At 62.8% G+C, this 24,855-nt stretch carries 20 protein-coding genes, 3 tRNA genes and 1 pseudogene; 14 read left to right on the forward strand and 10 right to left on the reverse strand.

Going from position 1 to position 24,855, the window contains the following annotated elements; genetic code table 11:
- The first annotated feature begins 5 nt into the window (after positions 1–5).
- Positions 6–1,388 carry a cysteine--tRNA ligase gene (gene cysS, locus IFT76_RS09700; protein WP_192058129.1) on the forward strand — a complete coding sequence of 461 codons (1,383 nt, stop codon included), beginning with the start codon at positions 6–8 and terminating at the stop codon, positions 1,386–1,388.
- Between the two features lie 157 nt (positions 1,389–1,545).
- Here cysS and IFT76_RS09705 read toward each other — a convergent pair whose 3' ends face one another.
- The 7 genes from IFT76_RS09705 to IFT76_RS09735 are packed head-to-tail and all read right to left on the reverse strand — an operon-like array spanning position 1,546 to position 8,029.
- On the reverse strand, positions 1,546–2,586 hold the full coding sequence (locus tag IFT76_RS09705) for an ABC transporter substrate-binding protein (RefSeq protein ID WP_122476038.1): 1,041 nt from the start codon (positions 2,584–2,586) through the stop codon (positions 1,546–1,548).
- The gene (locus IFT76_RS09710) at positions 2,583–3,725 is read right to left on the reverse strand and encodes an NAD(P)/FAD-dependent oxidoreductase (RefSeq protein WP_192058131.1); all 1,143 of its coding nucleotides are present in this window, start codon (positions 3,723–3,725) and stop codon (positions 2,583–2,585) included. The genes IFT76_RS09705 and IFT76_RS09710 overlap by 4 nt, the downstream gene beginning before the upstream one ends.
- Positions 3,722–5,077, reverse strand: coding sequence for an FAD-dependent oxidoreductase (locus tag IFT76_RS09715; protein ID WP_192058132.1), 1,356 nt, complete (start codon positions 5,075–5,077; stop codon positions 3,722–3,724). The genes IFT76_RS09710 and IFT76_RS09715 overlap by 4 nt, the downstream gene beginning before the upstream one ends.
- Complete coding sequence (locus tag IFT76_RS09720; RefSeq protein WP_122476033.1) at positions 5,074–5,364, reverse strand: (2Fe-2S)-binding protein; 291 nt, start codon at positions 5,362–5,364, stop codon at positions 5,074–5,076. Before IFT76_RS09720 ends, IFT76_RS09715 begins: the two co-directional genes overlap by 4 nt.
- Positions 5,364–6,158 (reverse strand): ABC transporter permease, encoded by a 795-nt coding sequence (locus tag IFT76_RS09725; RefSeq protein WP_122476031.1) that lies wholly within the window; start codon positions 6,156–6,158, stop codon positions 5,364–5,366. Before IFT76_RS09725 ends, IFT76_RS09720 begins: the two co-directional genes overlap by 1 nt.
- Positions 6,159–6,161: 3 nt before the next feature.
- On the reverse strand, positions 6,162–7,007 hold the full coding sequence (locus tag IFT76_RS09730; protein WP_185794471.1) for an ABC transporter permease: 846 nt from the start codon (positions 7,005–7,007) through the stop codon (positions 6,162–6,164).
- Complete coding sequence (locus tag IFT76_RS09735; RefSeq protein WP_192058134.1) at positions 7,004–8,029, reverse strand: ABC transporter ATP-binding protein; 1,026 nt, start codon at positions 8,027–8,029, stop codon at positions 7,004–7,006. The genes IFT76_RS09730 and IFT76_RS09735 overlap by 4 nt, the downstream gene beginning before the upstream one ends.
- Before the next feature lie 232 nt (positions 8,030–8,261).
- On the opposite strand from IFT76_RS09735, the gene IFT76_RS09740 reads away from it, so the two are divergent.
- Positions 8,262–9,092: an IclR family transcriptional regulator gene (locus IFT76_RS09740; RefSeq protein WP_192058136.1), complete on the forward strand. Its 831-nt coding sequence runs from the start codon at positions 8,262–8,264 to the stop codon at positions 9,090–9,092.
- 24 nt (positions 9,093–9,116) lie between these two features.
- On the opposite strand, the pseudogene IFT76_RS09745 reads toward IFT76_RS09740, so the two are convergent.
- Positions 9,117–10,901, reverse strand: a pseudogene (locus IFT76_RS09745) (sigma-54-dependent Fis family transcriptional regulator); the annotation flags it as partial.
- Positions 10,902–11,157: 256 nt separating this feature from the next.
- On the opposite strand from IFT76_RS09745, the gene IFT76_RS09750 reads away from it, so the two are divergent.
- Genes IFT76_RS09750 through IFT76_RS09775 form a run of 6 tightly spaced genes read left to right on the forward strand, consistent with a single transcriptional unit; the run spans position 11,158 to position 17,095 of the window.
- Complete coding sequence (locus tag IFT76_RS09750) at positions 11,158–12,252, forward strand: ABC transporter ATP-binding protein (protein ID WP_192047815.1); 1,095 nt, start codon at positions 11,158–11,160, stop codon at positions 12,250–12,252.
- Positions 12,252–13,349, forward strand: coding sequence for an ABC transporter ATP-binding protein (locus tag IFT76_RS09755; RefSeq protein ID WP_192058140.1), 1,098 nt, complete (start codon positions 12,252–12,254; stop codon positions 13,347–13,349). The genes IFT76_RS09750 and IFT76_RS09755 overlap by 1 nt, the downstream gene beginning before the upstream one ends.
- Entirely contained in the window at positions 13,346–14,212 is an 867-nt protein-coding gene (locus IFT76_RS09760) for a carbohydrate ABC transporter permease (RefSeq protein ID WP_122476022.1), read from the forward strand. Before IFT76_RS09755 ends, IFT76_RS09760 begins: the two co-directional genes overlap by 4 nt.
- 7 nt (positions 14,213–14,219) lie before the next feature.
- Positions 14,220–15,020, forward strand: a complete 801-nt coding sequence (locus IFT76_RS09765) for a carbohydrate ABC transporter permease (protein WP_122476020.1) — start codon at positions 14,220–14,222, stop codon at positions 15,018–15,020.
- A 10-nt stretch (positions 15,021–15,030) separates the two neighbouring features.
- Positions 15,031–15,303, forward strand: a complete 273-nt coding sequence (locus tag IFT76_RS09770; protein WP_192058142.1) for a DUF2160 domain-containing protein — start codon at positions 15,031–15,033, stop codon at positions 15,301–15,303.
- 46 nt (positions 15,304–15,349) lie between these two features.
- A complete protein-coding gene (locus IFT76_RS09775; protein ID WP_192058144.1) occupies positions 15,350–17,095 on the forward strand; it encodes an ABC transporter substrate-binding protein in 1,746 nt (581 codons plus the stop codon).
- 278 nt (positions 17,096–17,373) lie between these two features.
- On the opposite strand, the gene folD is transcribed toward IFT76_RS09775, so the two are convergent.
- Positions 17,374–18,228, reverse strand: coding sequence for a bifunctional methylenetetrahydrofolate dehydrogenase/methenyltetrahydrofolate cyclohydrolase FolD (gene folD / locus IFT76_RS09780; protein WP_192053191.1), 855 nt, complete (start codon positions 18,226–18,228; stop codon positions 17,374–17,376).
- Between the two features lie 290 nt (positions 18,229–18,518).
- Here folD and IFT76_RS09785 point away from each other — a divergent pair.
- The 3 genes from IFT76_RS09785 to IFT76_RS09795 all read left to right on the forward strand — a co-directional run bounded on the left by IFT76_RS09785 (position 18,519) and on the right by IFT76_RS09795 (position 18,854).
- A tRNA-Arg gene (locus IFT76_RS09785) sits at positions 18,519–18,595 on the forward strand.
- 41 nt (positions 18,596–18,636) lie between these two features.
- Positions 18,637–18,712 (forward strand) — tRNA-His (locus IFT76_RS09790).
- A 57-nt stretch (positions 18,713–18,769) separates the two neighbouring features.
- A tRNA-Leu gene (locus tag IFT76_RS09795) sits at positions 18,770–18,854 on the forward strand.
- A gap of 85 nt (positions 18,855–18,939) precedes the next feature.
- On the opposite strand, the gene IFT76_RS09800 is transcribed toward IFT76_RS09795, so the two are convergent.
- Positions 18,940–21,108, reverse strand: coding sequence for a GAF domain-containing protein (locus tag IFT76_RS09800; protein ID WP_192053282.1), 2,169 nt, complete (start codon positions 21,106–21,108; stop codon positions 18,940–18,942).
- 312 nt (positions 21,109–21,420) lie between these two features.
- Here IFT76_RS09800 and tig point away from each other — a divergent pair, with 312 nt between their 5' ends.
- From tig to clpX, 3 genes are all read left to right on the forward strand, one after another.
- Entirely contained in the window at positions 21,421–22,731 is a 1,311-nt protein-coding gene (gene tig / locus IFT76_RS09805) for a trigger factor (RefSeq protein WP_192058146.1), read from the forward strand.
- A 91-nt stretch (positions 22,732–22,822) separates the two neighbouring features.
- The gene (gene clpP / locus IFT76_RS09810; protein ID WP_122476013.1) at positions 22,823–23,464 is read left to right on the forward strand and encodes an ATP-dependent Clp endopeptidase proteolytic subunit ClpP; all 642 of its coding nucleotides are present in this window, start codon (positions 22,823–22,825) and stop codon (positions 23,462–23,464) included.
- A gap of 104 nt (positions 23,465–23,568) precedes the next feature.
- On the forward strand, positions 23,569–24,855 hold the full coding sequence (clpX, locus tag IFT76_RS09815) for an ATP-dependent Clp protease ATP-binding subunit ClpX (RefSeq protein ID WP_122476011.1): 1,287 nt from the start codon (positions 23,569–23,571) through the stop codon (positions 24,853–24,855).

Consider the following 24,855-nt stretch of genomic DNA (forward strand, 5'->3'; position numbering starts at 1 on the left):
TCGTTGTGCTGAACATCTACAACACGCTGAGCAAGAGCAAAGAGGTCTTCACGCCGCTGGATGGCAACAAGGTGCGCATGTACGTGTGCGGCATGACCGTGTACGACTACTGCCACCTGGGCCACGGTCGCAGCATGGTCGCGTTCGATCTGGTCACGCGCTGGTTGCGCTACAGCGGCTATGAGCTGACCTACGTGCGCAACATCACCGACATCGACGACAAGATCATCAACCGTGCGCGGGACAACGGCGAAAGCTTCGATGCCCTGACCGCGCGCATGATCGATGCGATGCACGAGGACGAGGCGCGCCTGAACATCCTCAAGCCGGATCAGGAGCCGCGTGCCACCGAGCACATCCCGGGCATGCTGGCGATGATTCAGACCTTGATCGACAAGGGCTATGCCTATGCGCCGGGCAACGGCGACGTGTACTACCGGGTCGGCAAGTTCCAGGGCTACGGCAAGCTGTCGCGCAAGAAGATCGAAGACCTGCGCATCGGGGCGCGCATCGAAGTGGAAGAGGCCAAGCAGGACCCCCTCGATTTCGTCCTGTGGAAGGGCGTCAAGCCCGGCGAGCCTAGTTGGGAGTCACCGTGGGGCCCAGGCCGTCCTGGCTGGCACATCGAATGCTCGGTGATGTCGACCTGCTGCCTGGGCGACACCTTCGATATTCATGGTGGCGGCAACGACCTGGAATTCCCGCACCACGAGAACGAGATCGCCCAGAGCGAGGCGGCCACCGGCAAGCCGTACGCCAACGCCTGGTTGCACTGCGGGATGATCCGCATCAACGGCGAGAAGATGTCCAAGTCGCTGAACAACTTCTTCACCATTCGCGATGTGCTGGAGAAGTATCAGCCCGAGGTGGTGCGCTACCTGCTGGTTTCCAGCCATTACCGCAGTTCGATCAACTATTCCGAAGACAGCCTGAAGGAAGCCAAGGGCGCGCTGGAGCGGTTCTACCATGCGCTCAAGGGCTTGCCGAAAGTGGCGGCAGCGGGGGGCGAGCTGTTCGTCGAGCGCTTTGCCAATGCCATGAACGATGACTTCGGCACACCGGAGGCCTGCGCCGTGTTGTTCGATCTGGTGCGCGAGATCAACCGTTTGCGTGACAGTGATGTCGACGCAGCTGCGGGCTTGGCCGGTCGTTTGCGCGAAATGGGCGACCTGCTCGGGGTATTGCAGCTCGATTCCGACGAATTCCTCCAGGCCGGCGCTGCCGGTCGCGTCGATGCGGCCCAGGTGGACACCCTCATCGCCGCACGTCTGGCGGCACGAGCGGGCAAGGACTGGGCCGAATCCGACCGCATCCGCGACCAGCTCACCGCGTTGGGCGTTGTGCTGGAAGACGGCAAGGGCGGCACCACCTGGCGCCTGGCGGACTGATACAGCAACATTCCCCGTAGGAGCGGTCATCGGCCGCGAACCGGGCACTGCGGTGTACCAGTTGGACCGCGTCGCGCCTTTCGCGGCCACGGACCGCTCCTACGGATTTTGCGTAGGAGCGGTCCGTGGCCGCGAAACGGGCGACTCGGTGCGTGGCCTAGCGCTCGATCGAGCGGCTCCAGCGGGCGTTCCAGGTAGGGCGCAGCTGGTTGACCTGATCCCAGTCGATGGCCACTGCCGTTTCCAGGTATTTCTCCATCGCCTGCACCTGCCCACGGGTCTTGTCGGTTGTTGGGGTATTGGGGTTGGACGGTATCTGATCGCCTTCCTCCAGTGCCGGTGCCTGGGCCTCGGGGCTCAGCAGGTAGGCCGCCAGCTTCTGGGCCAGCTCGGGCTGGTCGTTCTTGGCGATCACGCATTCCGCCACGTTGAGCACCACCGCGCCCTCCTTGGGTTGCGCGTACTCAACCGGTACACCGCGCAGTTTCAAGGCGGTCACCTGAGTCGGTGTGAGCGGAAACAACGCGGCCTCGTCGGTCTGCACCATCTCGGAGATCTTCGCCGAACTGGCGATGTACTCCAGCACATTGGGGCCTACCGTCTTGGGCCATGCCTTGAACCCCGGTTCGACATCGGTCTCGCTGCCACCCTGCAAGCGGTTGAACATCAGGAAACCATGCAGGCCGAAGGTCGAGGAGGCGAGTGACTGGAACACCAGTTTTTCCTTGAAACGGCTATCAGCCATGTCCATCCACGAGGTGGGGGCGGCCCAGCCATTCTTCTTGAACAGGCGCGTGTTGTAGGCCAGCCCAGTCACCCCCAGGCTGACCGCAGCCGCCTGATCCTTGATCCGCGCCTTGGCCGGGATGGCCGCCAGGCCGTCGCTGTCCTGCAGGGTGTCGCACAGGCCCATGGAGATGGCGCGGTACATGATGCCGTCGTCGAGAAACATCACATGGATCTGCGGGTTGTCCTTGCTCGCCTGGACCTTGGCGAGAATGTCGGAAGAAGTGCCCGGAACGATGACCACCTTCACATCATTGGCCTCCTCGAATGCCGGCAGCACCTTGTCGGCGTACAGGCGTTCCATGGTGCCGCCGTTCATGCCCAGGTAGAGCGTGGGCCCGGCCTGGGCGCCGGTGGCTGCAAGCAGTGCAGCGAGGGAGAGTGCGTGAACCGTAGGTTTGACTGGCTTCATGAAAGCGACCTTCCTTTATGCAGTTCAAGGGGAGAAAAGCGTTGGATGGAAAACGCGTCGATCGGCGCCTGGCTGCGGCCCTCGACGACCAGTTGCGACAAGGCTTCACCGACCGCAGGGCCGATCTGGAAACCGGCTCCGGCAAAGCCGAAGGCGTGGATCAGGCCCGGCTGCGCCAGGCTGTGGCCGATCACCGGCTCGCGGTCGGGCAGGTAGCCTTCGGTCCCGCTCCAGGTACGGATCGCCTGCGCGCCGTGCAGGAACGGGTACAACTCGACGGCGTTGCGCAGGATATCCAGGGTGGCCAGCTGACCGGGGCGTGCCCGCACCGTGTCCACGGCGAAACCCTGCCCGCCGCCGAGCACGCAATTGCCCCGTGCCACCTGGCGCGCGTAGATGCCACCGCCCTCGACCCCGGTGCTGACGTCCATGACCACAGGCAGCGGTTCGGTCACCAGCATTGCCGGGTGGCCGCTGGTCATCGGTACCTGCTCGCCGAACTGTTCGGCGATGTGGTTCGCCCAGGCCCCGGCACAGTTGAGCAGCCAGGGCGCGCGCAGCCGTTCGCCGTTGCTGCAGGCCAGCACGAACGCCTGGCCGTCATGGTCGAAGGCCAACGGCTGCACCTGCTCGAGGATCCGTGCACCGGCACGCCTGGCCGCTGCCGCGAAGGCGGGCGATACCAGGCGTGGGTTGGCATGCCCATCGGCGCTGCACAGCGACGCACCCACGGCCACGTCGCCCACCCAGGCAAAACGCTGGCGCAACTGACCACGATCGAGCAGCTCCACCCCCAGATCGAAACCCGCGGCGGCGTCGGCCCAGGCTTGCAGACGGGCCATGTCGGCGTCGCTGCGGGCCAGCTTGAGATGACCGGAACGCACGTACTCGCCGTCGATGCCGATCAGCCCGGGCAGGTCGCTCCACAGTTCATGGGCGCGCTGCGACAGCGGCAATTGCACCAGCGAACGGCCCTGACGGCGCACGCCACCGTAGTTCACGCCGCTGGACCGCGAGCCGCAGCAGTCGCGCTCCAGCAATACCACCCGCTGACCGCGCAGCGCCAGCATCAAGGCTGCCGAAGCACCGACGATTCCGCCGCCGACGATGATCACATCGGTTTCGCAGACCTGGCTCAAGGCTGCACCTCCACACCGAAGGGCAGCGGCTTGATGGGCGCCTGCGCGCGCAGGCGGCCGACGTCCTGCGGCGAGCACGCGGCGGCTTGGGCAATGATTTCCACGGTGGCGCTGCCACACATGCGCCCCTGGCACCTGCCCATGCCGACCCGGCAATGGGCTTTGACTCGGTTGATATCGGTATGGCCCTGGGCGACCACCCCGCGTACCTCGCCGACGCTGACTTCCTCGCATCGGCACAGCATCAGTTCATCGGGCGCCTGGCGAGCCCAGTCCTCGGGGAACGGGAATGCGTCTTCCAGGCCGGCACGAAACCCTTGGATGCGCGCCAGTTGCCTTTGCAGGTGCGCGCCACGCCTGGCGTCGATGGCGACACCCAGGTCTTCGAGCAGGGCCAGGGCGGCGCGCTCGCCGGCCATTTCCGCCGCATCGGCACCCATGATCCCAGCGCCATCACCGGCCAGATAGACCCCCGGCACGCTGCTGCGCCCGGCCGGGTCGCGGCTCGGCAGCCAGGCCCGGTTGAGCGCGCTCCAGGTAAACGCGCAACCGAGCAGGTCGGCCAGTTGCGTTTCGCTGCGCAGCGCGTGAGCGAAGGCCAACCCGTCACAAGCCAGGGTGTGTCGTTTGCCACCTTGCTGCCAGGTGACGGCTTCGACCCTGCGCTCGCCGTCGACCCTGACCAGATGCGCGCCCTGGTGCACGGCGATCCCATGGGCAGTCAGCCAGGCGCGGTAGTACAGACCCTTGGCCAGGGTCAAGGGCTGACGCAGCAGCCGGGGCAGGGCTGCGACCTGAGCAGCGAACGGCGAGCTATCCAATACCGCCAGCACCCGCGCGCCGGCCTTGGCGTACTGATAGGCCACCAGATACAGCAACGGCCCACTGCCGGCGAACACCACCTGCTCGCCAATGGCGCACCCCTGGGCCTTCAAGGCAATCTGCGCAGCGCCGAGGCTGTAGGCACCGGGCAAGGTCCAACCCGGCACCGGCAGGATGCAGTCGGTAGCGCCGGTGGCGATCAACAGGCGGTCATACTTGACGGTGCCGACGCGCTGCTGGTTGAGCGTGTGCAGGTAGCCATCCTCGGCGTTCCACACCAATGTGTCGGGTCGGTAGTCGATCTGCCCACGCAGCGCGTCCAGCGCCTGATGCACCGCACCTGCCTTGCGCGCTTCGAAGCCATAGAGCTGGCTGGCAGGACGTTGAAAGTTGCCCGGTGCTCGGCGATAGACCTGGCCGCCGCCCTGCAAGGCTTCGTCCACCAGGCACGGGCGCAGGCCATGGGCGGCCAGGGTCTGCGCGGCACGGATGCCGGCCGGTCCGGCGCCGACGATCACCACCGCGTTCACGAGCGCCGCCCCGGTTCGCGGTCGACCTGCATGCCGGCTTCCAGTGGCGTGGCACAGGCGCGCACGCGGCGGCCGTCGCCCAAGCGCACCCAGCAATCCTGGCAGGCGCCCATCAGGCAGAAACCGGCACGGGCCTGGGCACTGAAGTCGCTGCCGCGCAGGTGCTCGGCGCAGGTCAGTACTGCGACCAGCAGGGTATCCCCAGCCAGACCGGTCACCGCTTGTCCATCGAGGGTGAAGGGTACCGACGCGCGATCGAGTTCGGCCAGGCGCTTGAACAAAGCCATCAGTTTTTCCCCACCAGTACGCGGTCCAGGCCATACACCCGGTCGAGCAGAATCATGGTCGCGGCGGTCAAGGCGATCACCAGCGCCGACACCGCCGCCATCATCGGGTCGATGGACTCGGTGGCGTACACGTACATGCGCACCGGCAGGGTCTGGGTGGCAGGCGATGTAACGAAGATCGACAGGGTCACCTCGTCGAAGCTGTTGATGAACGCCAGCAGCCAGCCCCCGGCCACCCCCGGCAGGATCATCGGCAGGGTGATCTGACGAAACAGGGTGAAACGGCTGGCGCCCAGCGATTCCGCCGCCTGCTCGGCGCTGCGGTCGATGCCGATGGCGGCGGCGATCACCAGACGCAGCACATAAGGCGTGATCACCACCACATGGGCCAGCATCAGCCAGACGAAGCTGCCATTGACCCCCATCAGCGCGAACAGGCGCAGCATCGCCACGCCCAGCACCAGGTGCGGAATGATGATCGGCGACAGAAACAGCGCATTGAGAAAGTCGCGTCCCGGAAAGTGATAGCGGGTGATCGCCAGCGCCGCCGGCACGGCGATCAGGGTCGCCAGGGTTGCAGCCACCACGGCCAGGATCAGGCTGTTATAGAACGCATCGATGAAATCGGCGCGCTCGAAAACGGCGCGGAACCAGCGCAGGGAAAACCCGGAGGTGGGCAGGGTAAGGGTGTTCTCCGGGGTGAACGCCACCAGGCACACCACCACCAGCGGGGCCAGCATGAACACCACCACCAAGGCATGAAACGACAGGGCCAACGGACCGTTCTTGGACATCGATCATTCCCCCAGGGCTTTCTTGTAGCGACCTTCGACCAGTCGGTTCCAGGACAGCATGATCAGCAGATTGGCCAGCAACAGCGCCACCGCAATGGTTGCGCCCATGGGCCAGTTGAGTTCCGACAGGTACTGGTCGTAGACCACCGTGGCGACCATCTTCAAGCGGCGCCCGCCGAGCAGCCCGGGAATGGCGAACGAGCTGGCCGCCAGACCGAAGACGATCAGCGTGCCCGACAGCACGCCGGGCATGATCTGCGGCAGCACCACCAGGCGCATCACCTTGGCCTGGCTTGCGCCCAGCGATTGCGCCGCCTGCTCGGCAGCCGGGTCGAGCTTCTGCAGCGAGGTCCAGACCGGGATGATCATGAACGGCAACATCACATGCACCAGCGCCAGAATCACCGCGAAGGGTGTGTAGAGCATTTTCAGCGGCCGCCCGCCCAGCGCTGCGATAGCCTGATTGATCAGGCCATCGGCGCCCAGCAAGAGGCTCCAGCCAAAGGCGCGCACCACCACCGAAATCAGCAGCGGGGTCAGGATCAGAATCAGGAAGATCGAGCGCCACGGCGTGCCCATGCGGCTGAGGATGTAAGCCTCCGGCACGCCGATCACCACGCACAGCAGGGTCACCAGAGCGCTGATCCAGAAGGTCCGCCAGAAAATTTCGTAGAAATAGCCGTCGCTGAGCAGGGCGGCGTAGTTGGCCAGCGTGTAGCTGTCGCTCTTGACCCCCACTTCGTAGTCGAACAGGTTGAACGACAGCACCAGGGTCAGCCCCAGCGGGACGATCAGCAGACCGACGAACAGCGCCAGCGCCGGCGCCGACAGCAGGTATCCGCGGCTCATGCGCAGGCCTCGCTGGCGAGCACGCGAAGCAGCTCGCCCGGCCAGTCCAGGCCGACAGTGACGCCGGTGGCCAGCGGTGCGCTGCCATCGTTGCGCCGCACCACGGTGATCTCGCCGAGCACCGTTTCCAAGCGGTACAGCCACTGGCTGCCGAGAAAATAGCGGGTCACGATACGGCCCTGGATGCGCCCATCACCGGCGTTGCAGAAATCGATCTTCTCCGGGCGCAGGCTCAACATCAGTTCGCCTTCCCCGGCCTGTGCCAAGACCTGGGGCTGGCCCAGCGCGTCGTACTCGCCGGGCAGCAGGTTGGCCTTGCCGACGAAACCGGAAATGAACGGCGTGCGCGGGTGCTCGTAGAGCTTGTAGGGCTCGTCGATCTGCGTGACCTGACCGGCTTGCATCACCACCACCCGGTCGCTGATCGATAAGGCTTCGGCCTGGTCGTGGGTCACCATCAGCGTGGTGATGCCGACTTCACACTGGATGCGGCGAATCTCGAACTGCATTTCCTCGCGCAGGCTCGCGTCGAGGTTGGACAATGGCTCGTCGAGCAGCAGCACCGGCGGCTGGATCACCAAGGCCCGAGCCAGGGCCACCCGCTGGCGCTGGCCCCCGGACAGCTCGCGTGGGTAACGGTCGGCATGGGCGGTCAGGCGCACCAGCGCCAGCACCTGGTCGACACGGGTGCGGATGTCGCTGCTGCCAACCTTGCGCATCTTCAGGCCGAAGGCCACGTTGTCGCGCACGCTCATGTGCGGGAACAGCGCGTAGCTCTGGAATACCACGCCAAGGCCACGGCTGCTGGGTTTGGCATGGGTGATATCGCGGCCGTCGAGCACGATCCGGCCGCTGGTGACATCGACGAAGCCGGCGATCATCTGCAGCGTGGTGGTCTTGCCGCAACCCGAAGGGCCGAGCAGCGAGACGAACTCGCCCTGGCTGACGCTCATGTCGGTCGCTACCACGGCCTGCACGGGTCCGTAGCGTTTGCACAGTGCTTGAAGTTCGAGAAAGGCCATGGCTGCGTTCCACCTGTCGTTGTCGGCCGCATGTGCGGTGCGTTGATCGAGGGCAGAGGCGAAAGGGGTCCTGCAATGGGGTGGCGCTCGTTCTGAGTCGGCTGCCGGCTATTGTTGGTCTCGCCCCGTGGACGCAGAGTAGGACGAAGACTAGGATGGCGAAAGCGCTTATTTCACTGAGCGGATGGTTATTTTCGGATTAATCCTTTCAATGAAATCGGATGAATAAAACATGAATAACGATTCCACTGAGCGGAATTCGGAGCCAGGCACAGGCGGTGTCTCCCGGTTGTTTGCCGTATTGCGTGGATTGTCTGCAGCGCCCGCCGAGGGCGAGCGCGTCATCCAGCTCGCCGAGCGCATCGGCCTGTCGCAACCCACTACGCACCGCCTGTTGCGCGGGCTGGTAGAGGAGGGCATGGTCGAGCAGGATGTACGCAGCAAGCGCTATCGGCTGAGCCTGGAGTTCTTCGCCCTGGCCGCCCGCGCCGGCAATGGCAGCAACCTGCGCGAGCTGGCGCGCCCCAGCCTGCTGCGGCTGTCGGCGTCTTTGGGTGACTCGCTGTTTCTGCTGGCGCGCAGTGGTTTCGATGCCATCTGCCTGGACCGCAGCGAAGGGCCCTACCCGATACGCACCTTCACCGGCGACATCGGTGGCCGCGTTGCGCTGGGGGTAGGGCAAGGCAGCCTGGCGATCCTCGCGTTCCTGCCCGAAGACGAGCGCGAAACCGTGATCCACTACAACCTGCCCCGGCTCAGGGACCTGCACCTGTACGACGAGGTGCTGTTGCGTTCGGAAGTCGACAGCGTGCGCAAGCTCGGCTATGCCGCGCGCAACACCGGCGTGCTGCCCGGCATGGCGGGCCTGGCGGTGCCGATACTCGACCGCAACGGCCACGCGGTGGCGGCCCTCAGTGTAGCCACCATCAGCGATCGACTTGGCCCCGACCGTCTACCCACCGTGGTCGAACTGCTCAAGCGCGAAGCTGCTGCCATCGGCCCACGTCTGAACCCCTTCGACCCGACCCTGCGCAGGCCCTCGCAGACCTTCGGCAAGGTCTGAAGGGCCGGCGTGCCCGGCGTGCCCCTGTTCGCGCAGACGCTTGTAAAGCGTATTGCGGCTGACTCCCAGGCGCCTGGCCAGGCGCGAGATGTTGCCGTCGCTGGCCTGCAGCAGTTCGCCCAGGTCACTGACCTTGGCCAGGGTCAGCAGCGGGCGCGGCAAGGCCTGTTCCTGCGCCGGCAGCTGGCCCGCCTCGCGAAGAAAATCCTCGGGCAGATGGTCCAGGCCTATCACCTCCTCATCGGCCAGGACCAGGGCGACCTTGACCACCGCAGACAACTGACGCACGTTGCCAGGCCATGGGTGGGCCATGAATGCGGCCCACACCTCGGCGCTGAAACCGGCGCTCTGCTGGGGTTCGCGGTGCGACTCCCACACCTGTTCGATGAGCTCGCGCTTGTCGCTGCGCGCGTGCAGGGTCGGCAGGTGCAGGGTCATGCCAGCCAGGCGGTAGTAGAGGTCTTCGCGGAACAAGCCGGCCTGCACCCGCTGGCGCAGATCCTCATGGGTCGCGGAAATCAGACGAATGTCGACCGGTATCGGGTCGCCACAGCCCAGCGGCTGGATGCAGCGCTCCTGCAATACGCGCAGCAGCCGCGCCTGGGTCGGCAACGGCATGTCGCCGATCTCGTCGAGGAACAGAATGCCCTTGTCGGCCTTGCGCACCAGGCCAGGGCTGCCCTTCTGGCTGGCACCGGTGAAGGCACCACGCTCGTAGCCAAACAGTTCCGACTCCACCAGCTCGGCGGGAATCGCCGCACAGTTGACCGCAATCAGCGGGCAAGACGCGCGGCTGCTGGCCCGGTGCAGAGCCTTGACCAGCACTTCCTTGCCGGTACCGGTGTCGCCGCGCAGCAACAACGGCACGTCCTTTTCCAGCAGGCGCAGACCCTGCTGCATGGCTTTGTCCAGGCGCGGGTCGGTGCCACGTTGCGCTGCAGCCGGCGCCGGGCACGGTAAAACCGGCTTCTTGAGCAGACACTGCAACCGGTTGCGCCCTGGCGGTTGCAGGGCGAACGTGCGCTCCGGCGGGTGGTCGAGCAGTGCCTGCGGCGTCAGTCGGAACACCTGCTGCACGGTCAACCCCGGAAGCTCGACACCCAGCAGGCTGTCGGCACGACGATTGGCGGCCAGCACGCAACCGTTGTCGTCGAAGACCAGCAGTCCGGCCCACTGGCTGTCGAGGTTGTTGACTCCGGTATTGAAGATCAATTGGTGATGCCGGTCGGCGAACGCCTCGAGAATCAGGCGATTCTCCACCGTCTGGCTCATCATCTTCACCAACCCGAGCGTGTGCGAAGGCGGCAGGTGACTGTCGCTGGAAACGTCCAGCACTGCGACCATTCGCCGTTGCGCGTCGAATATCGGTGACGCCGAGCCGTTCATCAAGCGGTTGGCAAGCAGAAAGTGCTCGTCGGGCTCGACGTGCACGGCCTGGCGGCAGGCCAGCGCAGTGCCGATCGGATTGGTCCCGGCCGATGTTTCCAGCCAGGACGCGCCGGGGACGAAACCGGCATGGCTGTGGGTAGCGCCCGGCTGCTCTCCCCACGACCTGAGCACGCGCGCCTGCGGGTCGGCCAGCCGAATCAGGCAGCGCGAATTGCCCAGGATGTGTTCGTAGTAGGGCAACACCTCGCGATGGGTGGTGTGCAGCAGCGCCTGGTGGCGTTCGAGCATCTGTTGCAGCGCGGCCCGTGGCAGCGGCTCGAAGCGCGGCGCGTGATGGTGCTCGAGCCCCGCTTCGCGACAGCGTGCCCAGGAATCGTGGATGAGCCGGTCATGGGCAAGCATTGGATTGGATACGGACATGGTTCGAGTATCCCGGCACGCGGCCTTGTTGTTTTTGTTCATGCAGTGTTGTTCACGGTTGTTCATTGTCAATGCGCCAGGCGTTCATTTTTGTTCAGTGATGAACCCCGCCTGCCTTGGACACATACCTTCGAACCGTTTGGCTGGCGCTTTCAGCCTTGACTGGCGGCAATTGGCACGCTTATCGCTCTGGGTTTGCCAGCAGTCGTACCGATGCGAAGCCGCAACCGCTTCCAATAATAAAAAAGGCGCCGCCATGTCCCTTGTGCTCGAGCAGGTCACTCGTCGTGTGGAAAATCAGCTGTACATCGACAATGCGTCGCTGGTGCTGGAACCCGGTTCGTTCAACGTTCTGCTGGGACGTACCCTGTCTGGAAAGACCAGCCTCATGCGGCTGATGGCCGGCCTGGACAAACCTGACCAGGGCCGCGTATTGATGAACGGTGTGGACGTGACCGGCAAACCGGTGCGCCAGCGCAACGTCTCCATGGTCTACCAGCAGTTCATCAACTACCCGACCATGACCGTCTTCGACAACATTGCCTCGCCGCTGCGCCAGGCCGGCATGGCCCGCGAGCAGATCGAGGAGCGCGTGTTGCAGACCGCACGCATGTTGCGGATCGAGCCGTTCCTCAAGCGCCACCCGCTGGAATTGTCCGGTGGCCAGCAACAACGCACGGCCATGGCCCGCGCGCTGGTCAAGGATGCCGAACTGATCCTGTTCGACGAACCGCTGGTGAACCTCGACTACAAGCTGCGCGAAGAACTGCGTTTCGAGATGCGCGAGTTGTTCCTGACCCGCCATACCATTGCCGTGTACGCCACCACCGAACCCAACGAAGCCCTGGCGCTGGGCGGCACCACCACCATTCTTCACGAGGGGCGGGTGATTCAGAGTGGCAGGACGCCGGAGGTCTACCACCGGCCGGCCACGGTGCTCGCGGCCGAGCTGTTTTCCGAACCGCCGATCAACCTGATCGAAGGTCGCATCGGTGGTCAGGAAGTCAGCTTCGCCAACTTCGTTCACTTCGCCCGCAATCTCGACCTGTCCGGCGTCCCCGATGGCGATTACCGCTTCGGCGTGCGACCCAGCCACATCGGCCTGACCCCCAGCAATGACGACGACCTGGAACTGGCGGTAACCGTGGAGCTTGCGGAGATCAGCGGCTCGGAGACGTTCCTGCACGTACGCAACGAGTACTTTTCGCTGGTGCTGCATCTGCCGGGCGTCCACGACTATGCGGTGGACGCGGCCATACCGGTGTACATCCCGACCCACAAGCTGTTCGTGTTCCAGCGCGACGGGCAATTGGTCCAGGCTCCCGGCCTGCGTGTAGCGAGGGCTGCCTGATGGCCGAGATACGTCTGCAGCACCTGGCCCACAGTTACAGCGCCCACCCGGCTGGGCCGGAAGACTATGCCATCCGCGAGATGGATCACATCTGGGAGCAGGGCGGCGCCTACGCCTTGCTCGGCCCGTCCGGGTGCGGCAAATCGACCTTGCTCAACATCATTTCCGGGTTGCTCAGCCCGTCCCACGGGCAGGTGCTGTTCGACGGCAAAGTGGTCAACGAACTGCCGCCCGAGCAGCGCAACATTGCCCAGGTGTTCCAGTTTCCGGTGGTGTACGACACCATGACGGTATTCGACAACCTGGCATTCCCCTTGCGCAACCAGGGCAAGTCCGAGGAACAGGTCAAGGTTCGGGTGCAGGAAGTGGCCGAGGTGCTCGACTTGCAACGCTTGCTGCAGCGCAAGGCGCGCAATCTCAGTGCCGACGAAAAACAGAAAGTGTCGATGGGCCGTGGCCTGGTACGCGACGACGTCTCGGCGATCCTCTTCGATGAACCGCTGACGGTCATCGACCCGCACCTGAAATGGAAACTGCGGCGCAAGCTCAAGCAGATCCACGAGCAGTTCAACATCACCATGGTCTACGTTACCCACGACCAGCTCGAGGCATCCACCTTCGCCGACAAGATCGCGGTCATGTACGGCGGTCAGATCGTCCAGTTCGGCACCCCGCGCGAGCTGTTCGAGCGACCGGCGCACACCTTCGTCGGCTACTTCATCGGCAGCCCCGGCATGAACCTCGTCGATGTCCAGCCCGAGCGTGGTGGGGTCGGTTTCGGCGGCATTCATGTGCCCTTGTCGGAGGCCTTGCAGGCGCGCATTGCCCAGGGCGGCTGGCAACGCCTGCAGATCGGCATCCGTCCGGAGTTCATCCGGGTCTGGGACGAAGGCTTCGAGGCGGCCCTGCACAGCGAACGGGTCCATCTGGAAGACCTGGGCACCTACAAGATTCTCACCCTGCTGCTCGGCGGCCAGACCTTCAAGGTGCGTTTGCCCGAGGACCGCACCGTGCCCGAGGGCACGGTGTTCATCAGCTTTCCCGCGCAGTGGCTGATGGTCTATGCCGATGACCGCCTGCTGGAGGTGAAGCCATGAACAAGGTTCAGAACAACAAGGCCTGGTGGCTGGTGCTGCCGGTGTTCCTGCTGGTGGCGTTCAGCGCCGTGATTCCGATGATGACCGTGGTCAACTATTCGGTGCAGGACATCTTCGACCAGTCCAGCCGCTACTTCGTTGGCGCCGACTGGTACCGCCAGGTCCTCCAGGACCCGCGCCTGCACGATTCGCTGCTGCGCCAGTTCATCTATTCGGGCTGCGTGCTGCTGATCGAGATACCCCTGGGCATCGCCATCGCCCTGACCATGCCGGCCAAGGGCCGCTGGTCGTCGCTGTGCCTGATCGTCATGGCCATTCCGCTGCTGATTCCGTGGAACGTGGTAGGCACCATCTGGCAGATCTTCGGCCGCGCCGACATCGGCTTGCTGGGCTACACGCTCAACGCCATGGGCATCAGCTACAACTATGCGTCCAACACCGTGGACGCCTGGGTCACGGTGCTGGTCATGGATGTGTGGCACTGGACTTCGCTGGTGGCGCTGTTGTGCTATTCGGGCCTGCGCGCGATCCCCGACGTCTACTACCAGGCTGCGCGTATCGACCGCGCCTCGAACTGGGCGGTGTTCCGGCACATCCAGTTGCCGAAGATGAAAAGCGTGCTGTTGATCGCGGTCATGCTGCGCTTCATGGACAGCTTCATGATCTACACCGAACCCTTCGTGCTGACCGGTGGTGGGCCGGGCAATGCCACCACGTTCCTCAGCCAGACCCTGACGCAGATGGCCGTGGGTCAGTTCGACCTGGGCCCGGCTGCGGCCTTCTCGCTGGTGTACTTCCTGATCATTCTGCTGGTGTCATGGCTGTTCTATACCGCCATGACCCACAACGACAAGCAAGGTTGAGGCAGCCATGAGCAAGCGCAAACTGATCCCCCTGCTGCTGTACATCCTGTTTTTGCTGGTGCCCATCTACTGGTTGCTGAACATGTCGTTCAAGAGCAACGGTGAAATCCTCGGCGGGCTGACCCTGTTTCCCCACGAATTCACCCTGGCCAACTATCGGGTGATCTTCACCGACCCCAGCTGGTACACCGGCTACATCAATTCGCTGTACTACGTGAGCCTCAACACGCTGATCTCGCTCAGCGTCGCGCTGCCGGCGGCCTATGCGTTTTCGCGTTACCGCTTTCTAGGCGACAAGCACCTGTTCTTCTGGCTGCTGACCAACCGCATGGCGCCGCCTGCGGTGTTCCTGCTGCCGTTCTTCCAGCTGTACTCATCCATCGGCCTGTTCGACACGCACATCGCCGTCGCGCTCGCGCACTGCCTGTTCAACGTACCGCTGGCGGTGTGGATTCTCGAAGGCTTCATGTCCGGCGTGCCGAAGGAGATCGACGAAACCGCCTACATCGATGGCTACAGCTTTCCGAAATTCTTCGTGAAGATCTTCATGCCGCTGATTGGCTCGGGTATCGGTGTAACGGCCTTCTTCTGCTTCATGTTCTCGTGGGTGGAATTGCTCCTGGCGCGCACCCTGACTTCGGTCAATGCCAAGCCGATCGCGGCGGTGATGACCCGTACCGTTTCAGCCTCGGGCATCGACTGGGGTGTGCTGGCTGCGGCCGGCGTGCTGACCATCGTGCCCGGCATGCTGGTGATCTGGTTCGTTCGCAACCATGTGGCCAAGGGCTTCGCCCTGGGCCGCGTATGAGGAGCCTGTGATGGAGTGGATGGCCTGGACTCTACCGACTGCCCTGTTCTTCGGCGCCATCGCGCTGTTGCTCGCCGGCATGACGCTCTACGAATTGCGCTCGCCCTGCACCGAGCGGCGCGGGTTCCTGCCGATCGCGACCACTCGCGGCGATCGGTTGTTCATCGGTCTTCTCGGTAGCGCCTACCTGCACCTGCTGGTGATCGGCGTTACCGACTGGAGCATCTGGGTCGCCTCGGCGCTGTCCCTGGTGTGGTTGCTGGCGGTAATGCGTTGGGGCTGAGCCACACGGGTCTGCGCGACGCAAAAATTCCAAACAGGAGGTCACTATGTACAAGAACAACAACAAACTGCGACATAGCATTGCCCTGGCGACCGCGCTGGCGTGCGCCGGGCTGAGCGCCGCGGCTTGGGCGGATGCCTATGAAGACGCGGCGAAGAAATGGGTAGGCGCCGAATTCAAGCCATCCACCCTCACGCCCGAGCAACAGATGGCGGAGATGCAATGGTTCATCGAGGCCGCCAAGCCGTTCCGAGGCATGAGCATCAACGTGGTGTCCGAAACCCTCACCACCCATGAATACGAAGCCAAGACCCTGGCCAAGGCGTTCAGCGAGATCACCGGGATCAAGCTCACCCACGACCTGTTGCAGGAAGGCGATGTGGTCGAGAAGCTGCAGACGCAGATGCAGTCGGACAAGAACATCTACGATGGCTGGGTCAACGATTCGGATTTGATCGGTACCCACTTTCGCTACGGCAAGAGCGAATCGATCACCGACATGATGGCCAGTCCCGAGGGCAAGAAGGCCACCTCGCCCACCCTCGATCTCAAGGATTTCATCGGCATCTCGTTCACCACCGCGCCCGACGGCAAGGTCTATCAACTGCCCGACCAGCAATTCGCCAACCTGTACTGGTTCCGTGCCGACTGGTTCGACCGCCCCGAACTGAAGAAGAAGTTCAAGGAAATCTACGGCTACGAGCTCGGTGTCCCGGTCAACTGGTCGGCTTACGAGGACATCGCCAAGTTCTTCTCCGAGGACGTCAAGGAAATCGACGGCAAACGCATCTACGGGCACATGGACTACGGCAAGAAAGACCCCTCGCTGGGTTGGCGCTTCACCGATGCCTGGTTCTCCATGGCCGGCGGTGGCGACAAGGGCCTGCCCAACGGCTTGCCGGTGGACGAGTGGGGCATTCGCGTGGAGGACTGCCATCCGGTGGGTTCCAGCGTGACCCGTGGCGGCGACACCAACGGCCCGGCAGCCGTCTATGCGACGCAGAAATACGTCGACTGGATGCGTGCCTACGCACCGCCCGAAGCTCAGGGCATGACCTTCTCCGAATCCGGCCCGGTACCGGCCCAGGGCAACATCGCCCAGCAGATCTTCTGGTACACCGCCTTCACTGCAGACATGACCAAGCCTGGCCTGCCGGTGATGAATGGCGATGGCACGCCGAAATGGCGCATGGCACCTTCGCCCAAGGGCCCGTACTGGGAAGAGGGCATGAAGCTGGGGTATCAGGACACCGGCGCCTGGACCTTCCTCAAGTCGACGCCCGAGAAACAGCGCCTGGCGGCATGGCTGTATGCGCAATTCGTGACGTCGAAGACGGTCTCGCTGAAAAAGACCATCGTCGGCCTGACGCCGATTCGCGAATCGGACATCAATTCCCAGGCCATGACCGATCTGGCACCCAAGCTGGGTGGCCTGGTGGAGTTCTACCGCAGCCCGGCTCGCGTGCAATGGACCCCGACCGGCACCAACGTGCCTGACTATCCGCGTCTGGCGCAGTTGTGGTGGAGCCACATTTCCGAGGCAGCCAGCGGCGAGAAGACCCCACAGCAGGCGCTCGATGGCCTGGCCAAGGACCAGGACGCGATCATGACGCGCCTGGAACGCAGCAAGGTGCAACCCGTGTGCGGGCCGAAGATGAACCCCGAGCGCGACGCCCAGTACTGGTTCGACCAGCCCGGCGCACCCAAGCCCAAACTGGCCAACGAAAAACCTCAAGGTCAGACCGTGGGCTACGCCGAACTGGTCAAATCGTGGGAGGATGCAAGAAAGTAGCCGCAGGCGCGGTCAGCGGCCAGGAAAGCCGCGCTGCGATTGGCCTGCCACACCGCGCCGTTCTTTTCGCGGCCACAGGCCGCTCCTACGGAAGATGGATACCCCCGTAGGAGCGCTCAGCGGCCGCGAAAGCCGCGCTGCGATTGGCCTGCCACACCGCGCCGTTCTTTTCGCGGCCACAGGCCGCTCCCACGGAAGATTGATGCCCCGTAGGAGCGGTCAGCGGCCGCGAAAGCCGCGCTGCGGTGCAACGGATGCAGCGCGCATCAGGGCTTACGTCACTGGTGCAGCGTTTCTGCCGCATACAGGGTGTTTTCCAGCAGGCAGGCGCGGGTCATCGGACCTACGCCGCCTGGGACTGGAGTGATCCAGCCGGCACGGGGCAGGGCAGTGTCATACACCACGTCGCCCACCAGCTTGCCATCGGCCTGGCGATTGATGCCCACGTCGATCACGATCGCACCTTCCTTGATCCATTCGCCCTTCACCAGCCCTGGCTTGCCCGCGGCAACCACCACCAGATCGGCGCGGCCCACGTGGCCCGCCAGGTCCCTGGTGAACCGATGAGTCACGGTCACGGTGCAGCCTGCCAGCAGCAACTCCATGGCCATCGGTCGGCCAACGATGTTGGAGGCACCCACCACTACCGCGTCCATGCCATACAGATCCTGGCCAGTGCTTTCCAGCAGGGCCATGATGCCCTTGGGCGTGCACGGACGCAGCAACGGAATGCGCTGGGCCAGGCGGCCGACGTTATAGGGATGGAAACCATCGACGTCCTTGTCCGGACGGATGCGCTCGAGCAGCAGCGAGGCGTCCAGATGCTCGGGCAGCGGCAACTGCAACAGAATGCCGTCGATCTCGGTGTCGGCATTGAGCGTGTCGATCAGCGTCTCGAGCTCAATCTGCGAGGTGGTGCTCGGCAGGTCGAAGGCCCGGGAAACGAAACCGACTTCCTCGCAGTCCTTGCGCTTGTGCGAAACATAGACCTGGGAAGCGGGGTCGGTACCCACCAGAATCACCGCAAGGCCCGGCGTGCGCAGGCCTTGCCGACGACGCTCGGCAACCTGATGAGCGATCTGCCGACGCAGGTTGGCGGCGATCGTCTTGCCGTCGATAAGTTGTGCAGTCATGACGCGTGATTAACCATCGAAAAGGAATGAAAATGTGCGCGCATTCTCGCATGTCGCACGCCCAGGGCAAAGGCGCTTGCTTCGCGAAACCTCCTAAGCCCTTTAATTAAATGAATTTTTTTCAAAAAAGAGTTGACGACCCCAAGGCTCGCCTATAACATTCGTCGCACTTGTCGGGCAGGGCCTAGCACTGGTGAAGAAGGTAGAGCAAAACAGGCGGTTTCAAGGCTTGTTTGTCATCACCGACTGAAGCTCTGGATTTGTAATCTGCAAGGACTACAGACTCAAAAGCGCCCGTAGCTCAGCTGGATAGAGCATCCGCCTTCTAAGCGGATGGTCGCAGGTTCGAGTCCTGCCGGGTGCGCCATTAGGCAGCTTTGGCACAAGTAATGTAGTAAACGCAATATGGTGGGCGTAGCTCAGTTGGTAGAGCACAGGATTGTGACTCCTGTTGTCGTGGGTTCGATCCCCATCGTCCACCCCATATTCCGAAAGGCGCCCGATTCTTACCGATCCGGCGCCTTTGCTTTAAAAGCTACACGCGGACGTGGTGGAATTGGTAGACACACTGGATTTAGGTTCCAGCGCCGCAAGGTGTAAGAGTTCGAGTCTCTTCGTCCGCACCAACCCGTACAGTCAGGCCTAGGCCTGCTGCGCAACGTGAAAGCCGCCTTCGGGCGGCTTTTTCGTGTCTGCGTTTCAGTCGACGAGTCACGCCTCCACGGGCTGGACCATGCTGAAGGTGATGACATTGCCGTTCTGCTCGACGCTCAGGTTGCCACTGTGCGCAACCGCGATGGCCTGAGAAATGTACAGCCCGATCCCCAGGCCGTTCTTGTTGCGCAGGTTTTCACTGCTGTGCGGCTTGAACGGCTGGAACAGCGTCGACAGGCGCTCGGGGGCCACCGGGGTGGTCTGGTTGAGGACCGACAGCCGCGTGTTGTTTTGCTCCGTGCTCAAGCTGATCAGTACCGGCGTATCCGGCGTGCCATGGTAGCGGGCGTTGCCCAGCAGGTTGGTGATGACCTGCGCGTAGCGGTCCGGATCGACCATGGCGCGCACATCCGGTTGGATGCGTGCCTCGATGGTCAGGCCAGGGAAAGCCACCGCTGTCTCATCGACGATGCTTTCGACCAGCGCCGACAGATCGGTTTCAACCCGATTGACCATGATGCCGAGGCCGGACTGCAGGCGGCTCATCTCAAGGATCTGGCTGATCAGCCGTTCCATGCGACCACTGGAGTGGCTGATGTGCTTGCGCAGTTCGGTGTCGCGCGTCTCGCTCGAGGACAACATGGCCGCAGCCATGGAAATCGACTGCAGCGGATTGCGCAGGTCATGGCCGAGCATGGCGATCAGGCGCTGACGCATGCCATCGATCTCGCTGGCACGGCTCAGGCACAATTCGACCAGGTCGCGTCGCAGCTTCTCGGCAATGGTGATATCGGTATCGCCCCAGTTGGCCGAACGCCCACGCACCACTTCTTCCCAAGCCTCGAAGGAGCCCCGTGGCGTCAGGCGTGGCCCGGACGGCCCGACCTTGATGATTTTCTCCGGCTTGCCGCCCCAGCGCACATTGTTGATTTCTTCCTTGCGCAGCCACATCACCCAGCCCGATTCCTGGCGATGGAAACGGACCGCCAGAATGCCGCAGTAGCCGCTGGTATTGCGTTCACTCTCTGAACCCTGCCAATTGTCGGTGTGGAAGACCTCGAGGTTCGGGTCCTGCTCGACGTGCTCCAGCACCTGGCGACACAGTGGGTCGAAGTGCCCGCCGATGCTTTGGGTGCGACCCGACATGACCACTGCGGCGCCATCGCAGGGTATCAGCGCGGCAATGTTGTCCGGCTCGCCCGCCAATGCACTGACCAGGTCTTCGGAGTCGCGCGCCAGGGTCATGAGTTTTTGTTGTTGGTCGCTCGCCTGCTTCAAGGTCTGGGTGGCCAGGTTGTGCTCCAACCGCTCGACCAGCGCGCTGCACACCTGCGAGATGACCTGAAAAGACATGCGCAATGGATGCGCCATCGTCTTGGGTGCCATGTGATGGCAGGAGAACAGCCCCCACAGCTTGCCGCCGACGACGATCGACACGCTCATCGAGGCGCGCACGCCCATGTTGGTCAGGTATTCGCAGTGAATCGGCGAAACGCTGCGCAGGGTGCTGAAGCTGAGGTCGAACGGCTGGCCGGTCCGTGGATCCAAGGACGGCGTCAACGGCGCTGGCGCATAGGCCACGTCGGCGATCAGGCGAATCGGGTTGAGTATATAAAGCAGGCGTGCCTGGGCAGGGATGTCCGATGCCGGGTAGCGCTGGCCCAGGTAGCTCTCGAGGTCTTCGCGGTGGGCCTCGGCGATGACTTCGCCAGACAGGTCGGGGCGAAAACGGTAGGCCATGACCCGGTCGAAACCTGTCATGTTGCGGATTTCGGCAGTCACGCGGCTCAGCAGTGCGTCGATGTCGTGGCGGTTCTGCATCTGGCTGATGATGCGCTGCGCGTACAGGGCGAACTGGCTGAACGAGCCGCTGGCGGTCCGACGCGGTTCGAACTCCAGATACAGGACCTGCAGATGGCGATGGGCAACCACGTCGAACAGGCGGCCAAGCAGGACACTCTCGACGCTGTTCGCCCAGTGATCACTGCTGGCAAGGCCCTCGGCGATCAAGGCCAGGGCATCGGCGCCCAGCAGTTCGCTGTTCGGGGTAGTGCCCGGCAATACATCCAATCCGGTGATGGCCATCAGGTTGGCGCTGCGAGTCAGCACGCGACCTTCGCCGTCCAGTGCGATCAGCGCGCCGTGAGGCTGAATGGCCCCGGGCCGATGAATGGGCTCGTCCTCGCAATTGGCGAGGGAGACCGGCGTGTCAGGGCTTATGGCCATGAGGGTCCTGCAAGAATAGAGGTTGCTACGGGAAGCGACAGAATGGCCGAGATCTCCACGTGGAAGTGCAAGGTAATGGCTTTATCCTTTGCATAGGATACCAGCGAGCCTGAGATTATCTTGCAAAACTTGTCCGTCAGGGCATTTGCAGGCCTGGGCCAGCCTTCTTTTGCTGCCGTTTGACGGTTTCTTCAGCGACTTTGTGCGCATCCATGTGCATAGGGTGACTTCTTGAGTTCGAGCCTCTAGAATGCTTGCCCTTGATCTGGGGTCGGAAATGGCCGGCTAACGTCTGTGCAACGAGGAAAATCCATGCAAGTTTCTGTTGAAAACACTTCCGCTCTCGAGCGCCGCATGACCATCGGCGTTCCCGCCGAGCGCATCGAGGCCGAAGTCAACAAGCGTCTGCAACAGACCGCCCGTAACGCCAAGATCCCGGGCTTCCGTCCAGGCAAGGTGCCTATGAGCGTCATCCGTCAGCGCTACGAGGCTGACGCGCGCCAGGAAGCCCTGGGCAACGTCATCCAGGCTTCCTTCTATGAAGCCGTGGTCGAGCAGAAGCTCAATCCAGCCGGCGCACCCGCCGTCGAGCCGAAAGTGTTCGAGAAGGGCAAGGACCTGGAATACATCGCCACCTTCGAAGTGTTCCCCGAGTTCGAAGTCGGCGCGTTCGACAGCATCGAAGTCGAGCGTCTGAGCGCCGACGTCGCCGACAGCGACCTGGACAACATGCTCGAAGTGCTGCGCAAGCAGAACGTACGCTACGAGCAGACCGATCGCGCCGCGCAGACCGAAGACCAGCTGAACATCGACTTCGTCGGCGAGATCGAAGGCGAAGAGTTCTCCGGTGGTTCCGCCAAAGGTACCCAGCTGGTTCTGGGTTCGGGCCGCATGATTCCTGGTTTCGAAGACGGCCTGGTCGGCGCCAAGGCCGGTGAAGAGAAGGTCCTGAACCTGAGCTTCCCCGAGGACTACCAGAACCTCGAGCTGGCCGGCAAGGCCGCCGAGTTCACCGTCACCGTCAACAGCGTTTCCGAAGCCAAACTGCCAGAGCTGAACGAAGAGTTCTTCGGCCAGTTCGGCATCAAGGAAACCGGTCTCGACGGCTTCCGCGCCGAAGTTCGCAAGAACATGGAGCGCGAGCTGCGTCAGGCAATCAAGGCCAAGATCAAGAATCAGGTCATGGACGGTCTGGTATCGACCAACCCGATCGAAGTGCCCAAGGCGCTGCTCGACAACGAAGTCGACCGTCTGCGCGTTCAAGCCGTGCAGCAGTTTGGCGGCAACATCAAGCCTGACCAATTGCCGGCCGAGCTGTTCACCGAGCAAGCCAAGCGTCGCGTCGTGCTGGGCCTGATCGTTGCCGAAGTGGTCAAGCAGAACGAACTCAAGCCGGACGAAGCACGCGTGCGCGAGCTGATCCAGGAAATGGCCTCGGCCTACCAGGAGCCTGAGCAAGTTGTATCGTGGTACTACAAAAATGATGAGCAGCTGAACGAAGTCCGTTCGGTTGTGCTGGAAGAACAAGTTGTGGATACTGTTCTGCAGAAAGCCAAGGTGACCGACAAGTCGGTCTCTTACGAAGAAGCGGTCAAGCCGGCGGAAGCAGCACAAGCCGAGTGATCGTTCTCTGAGGTTCGAAAACACCATAAGCCAGCCTTCGCGCTGGCTTATGCGTATTCAAGACATGACTATTTGGGAGTGAGTGCGAGACATGTCCCGCAATTCTTATATTCAGCAGAGCTCTGACATCCAGGCCGCAGGCGGCCTGGTCCCGATGGTTATCGAGCAATCGGCTCGTGGCGAACGTGCGTACGACATCTACTCGCGCCTGCTCAAGGAACGAGTGATCTTCCTGATCGGCCCTGTGGAAGACTACATGGCCAACCTAGTCGCCGCGCAGTTGCTGTTCCTTGAGGCGGAAAACCCGGACAAGGACATCCATCTCTACATCAACTCACCAGGCGGGTCGGTGACGGCGGGGATGTCGATCTACGACACCATGCAGTTCATCAAGCCGGACGTGTCCACCACCTGCATCGGCCAGGCCTGCAGCATGGGCGCGTTCCTGCTTGCCGGTGGCGCCGCGGGCAAGCGTCATTGCCTGCCCAACTCGCGCATGATGATTCACCAGCCGCTGGGCGGTTTCCAGGGCCAGGCCTCGGACATCGAGATCCATGCCAAGGAAATCCTGTTCATTCGCGAGCGTCTCAATTCGCTGCTGGCGCACCACACCGGCCAGAGCATCGAGACCATCGAGAAGGACACCAACCGCGACAATTTCATGAGCGCCGAGCGTGCGGTCGATTACGGTTTGATCGACTCTGTGATGTCCAAGCGCAACTTGCCCGCCTAAGCAGCCAGATGGGGGTGGTGGCCATGTCAGCCACCTGTGGGCTTGAAAAAGCCCGCAATAGCCTTCATCTTGTGTTGCAAGCCTATCGGATTTGGATCGATCGAATGACTGACACCCGCAACGGCGAGGACAACGGCAACAAGCTGCTCTATTGCTCCTTCTGTGGCAAAAGCCAGCATGAAGTGCGCAAATTGATTGCCGGCCCCTCGGTCTTTATCTGCGACGAGTGCGTCGACCTGTGCAACGACATCATCCGCGAGGAGGTGCAGGAAGCCCAGGCCGAGAGCAGCGCGCATAAATTGCCCTCGCCCAAAGAAATAAGCGGCATCCTGGATCAGTATGTGATTGGCCAGGAGCGCGCGAAGAAGGTTCTGGCGGTAGCGGTGTACAACCACTACAAGCGCTTGAACCAGCGTGACAAGAAGAACGACGACGTCGAGCTCGGCAAAAGCAACATCCTGCTGATCGGCCCGACCGGTTCGGGCAAGACCTTGCTGGCTGAAACACTGGCTCGCCTGCTCAACGTTCCGTTCACCATCGCCGATGCCACCACCCTGACCGAAGCCGGTTACGTGGGTGAGGACGTCGAGAACATCATCCAGAAGCTGCTGCAGAAGTGCGACTACGACGTAGAGAAAGCCCAGATGGGCATCGTCTACATCGACGAAATCGACAAGATTTCGCGCAAGTCGGACAACCCGTCCATCACCCGTGACGTTTCGGGCGAAGGCGTGCAGCAGGCGCTGTTGAAGCTGATCGAGGGCACCGTTGCCTCGGTACCGCCGCAAGGTGGTCGCAAGCATCCTCAGCAGGAGTTTCTGCAGGTCGACACGCGCAACATCCTGTTCATCTGTGGTGGTGCATTTTCCGGCCTGGAAAAAGTCATCCAGAATCGCTCCACCCAGGGTGGTATTGGTTTCGGTGCCCAGGTGCGCAGCAAGCAGGAAGGCAAGAAGGTCGGCGAGTCGCTGCGTGAAGTGGAGCCGGACGATCTGGTCAAGTTCGGGCTGATCCCCGAGTTCGTCGGTCGTCTGCCGGTTCTGGCAACGCTGGACGAACTGGACGAGGCGGCACTGATCCAGATCCTTACCGAACCGAAGAACGCGCTGACCAAGCAGTACGGCAAGTTGTTCGAAATGGAAGGCGTGGATCTCGAGTTCCGCAGCGATGCCTTGAAGTCCGTTGCTCGTCGTGCTCTTGAGCGCAAGACTGGTGCGCGAGGCCTGCGTTCGATTCTCGAAGGCGTTCTGCTCGACACCATGTATGAAATTCCTTCGCAGACCGATGTAAGCAAAGTGGTCATCGATGAGAGCGTGATCGAAGGGACGTCCAAGCCGCTGTTGATCTACGAAAACAGCGAGCCGCCGGCGAAGGCTGCACCCGACGCCTGA

Source organism: Pseudomonas sp. CFBP 13727, assembly GCF_014841915.1.
Lineage (GTDB): Bacteria > Pseudomonadota > Gammaproteobacteria > Pseudomonadales > Pseudomonadaceae > Aquipseudomonas > Aquipseudomonas baltica.

Excerpts from the sequence above, each read along its gene's own strand:
- clpP (WP_122476013.1), top strand. The coding sequence starts at position 22,823 with ATGTCCCGCAATTCTTATATTCAGCAGAGCTCTGACATCCAGGCCGCA.
- IFT76_RS09770 (WP_192058142.1), top strand. The coding sequence starts at position 15,031 with ATGGAGTGGATGGCCTGGACTCTACCGACTGCCCTGTTCTTCGGCGCC.
- IFT76_RS09725 (WP_122476031.1), bottom strand. The coding sequence starts at position 6,158 with ATGTCCAAGAACGGTCCGTTGGCCCTGTCGTTTCATGCCTTGGTGGTG.
- IFT76_RS09760 (WP_122476022.1), top strand. The coding sequence starts at position 13,346 with ATGAACAAGGTTCAGAACAACAAGGCCTGGTGGCTGGTGCTGCCGGTG.
- folD (WP_192053191.1), bottom strand. The coding sequence starts at position 18,228 with ATGACTGCACAACTTATCGACGGCAAGACGATCGCCGCCAACCTGCGT.
- IFT76_RS09705 (WP_122476038.1), bottom strand. The coding sequence starts at position 2,586 with ATGAAGCCAGTCAAACCTACGGTTCACGCACTCTCCCTCGCTGCACTG.
- IFT76_RS09730 (WP_185794471.1), bottom strand. The coding sequence starts at position 7,007 with ATGAGCCGCGGATACCTGCTGTCGGCGCCGGCGCTGGCGCTGTTCGTC.
- IFT76_RS09800 (WP_192053282.1), bottom strand. The coding sequence starts at position 21,108 with ATGGCCATAAGCCCTGACACGCCGGTCTCCCTCGCCAATTGCGAGGAC.
- tig (WP_192058146.1), top strand. The coding sequence starts at position 21,421 with ATGCAAGTTTCTGTTGAAAACACTTCCGCTCTCGAGCGCCGCATGACC.
- IFT76_RS09750 (WP_192047815.1), top strand. The coding sequence starts at position 11,158 with ATGTCCCTTGTGCTCGAGCAGGTCACTCGTCGTGTGGAAAATCAGCTG.
- IFT76_RS09765 (WP_122476020.1), top strand. The coding sequence starts at position 14,220 with ATGAGCAAGCGCAAACTGATCCCCCTGCTGCTGTACATCCTGTTTTTG.
- IFT76_RS09775 (WP_192058144.1), top strand. The coding sequence starts at position 15,350 with ATGTACAAGAACAACAACAAACTGCGACATAGCATTGCCCTGGCGACC.
- IFT76_RS09735 (WP_192058134.1), bottom strand. The coding sequence starts at position 8,029 with ATGGCCTTTCTCGAACTTCAAGCACTGTGCAAACGCTACGGACCCGTG.
- clpX (WP_122476011.1), top strand. The coding sequence starts at position 23,569 with ATGACTGACACCCGCAACGGCGAGGACAACGGCAACAAGCTGCTCTAT.
- IFT76_RS09740 (WP_192058136.1), top strand. The coding sequence starts at position 8,262 with ATGAATAACGATTCCACTGAGCGGAATTCGGAGCCAGGCACAGGCGGT.
- IFT76_RS09720 (WP_122476033.1), bottom strand. The coding sequence starts at position 5,364 with ATGGCTTTGTTCAAGCGCCTGGCCGAACTCGATCGCGCGTCGGTACCC.
- IFT76_RS09755 (WP_192058140.1), top strand. The coding sequence starts at position 12,252 with ATGGCCGAGATACGTCTGCAGCACCTGGCCCACAGTTACAGCGCCCAC.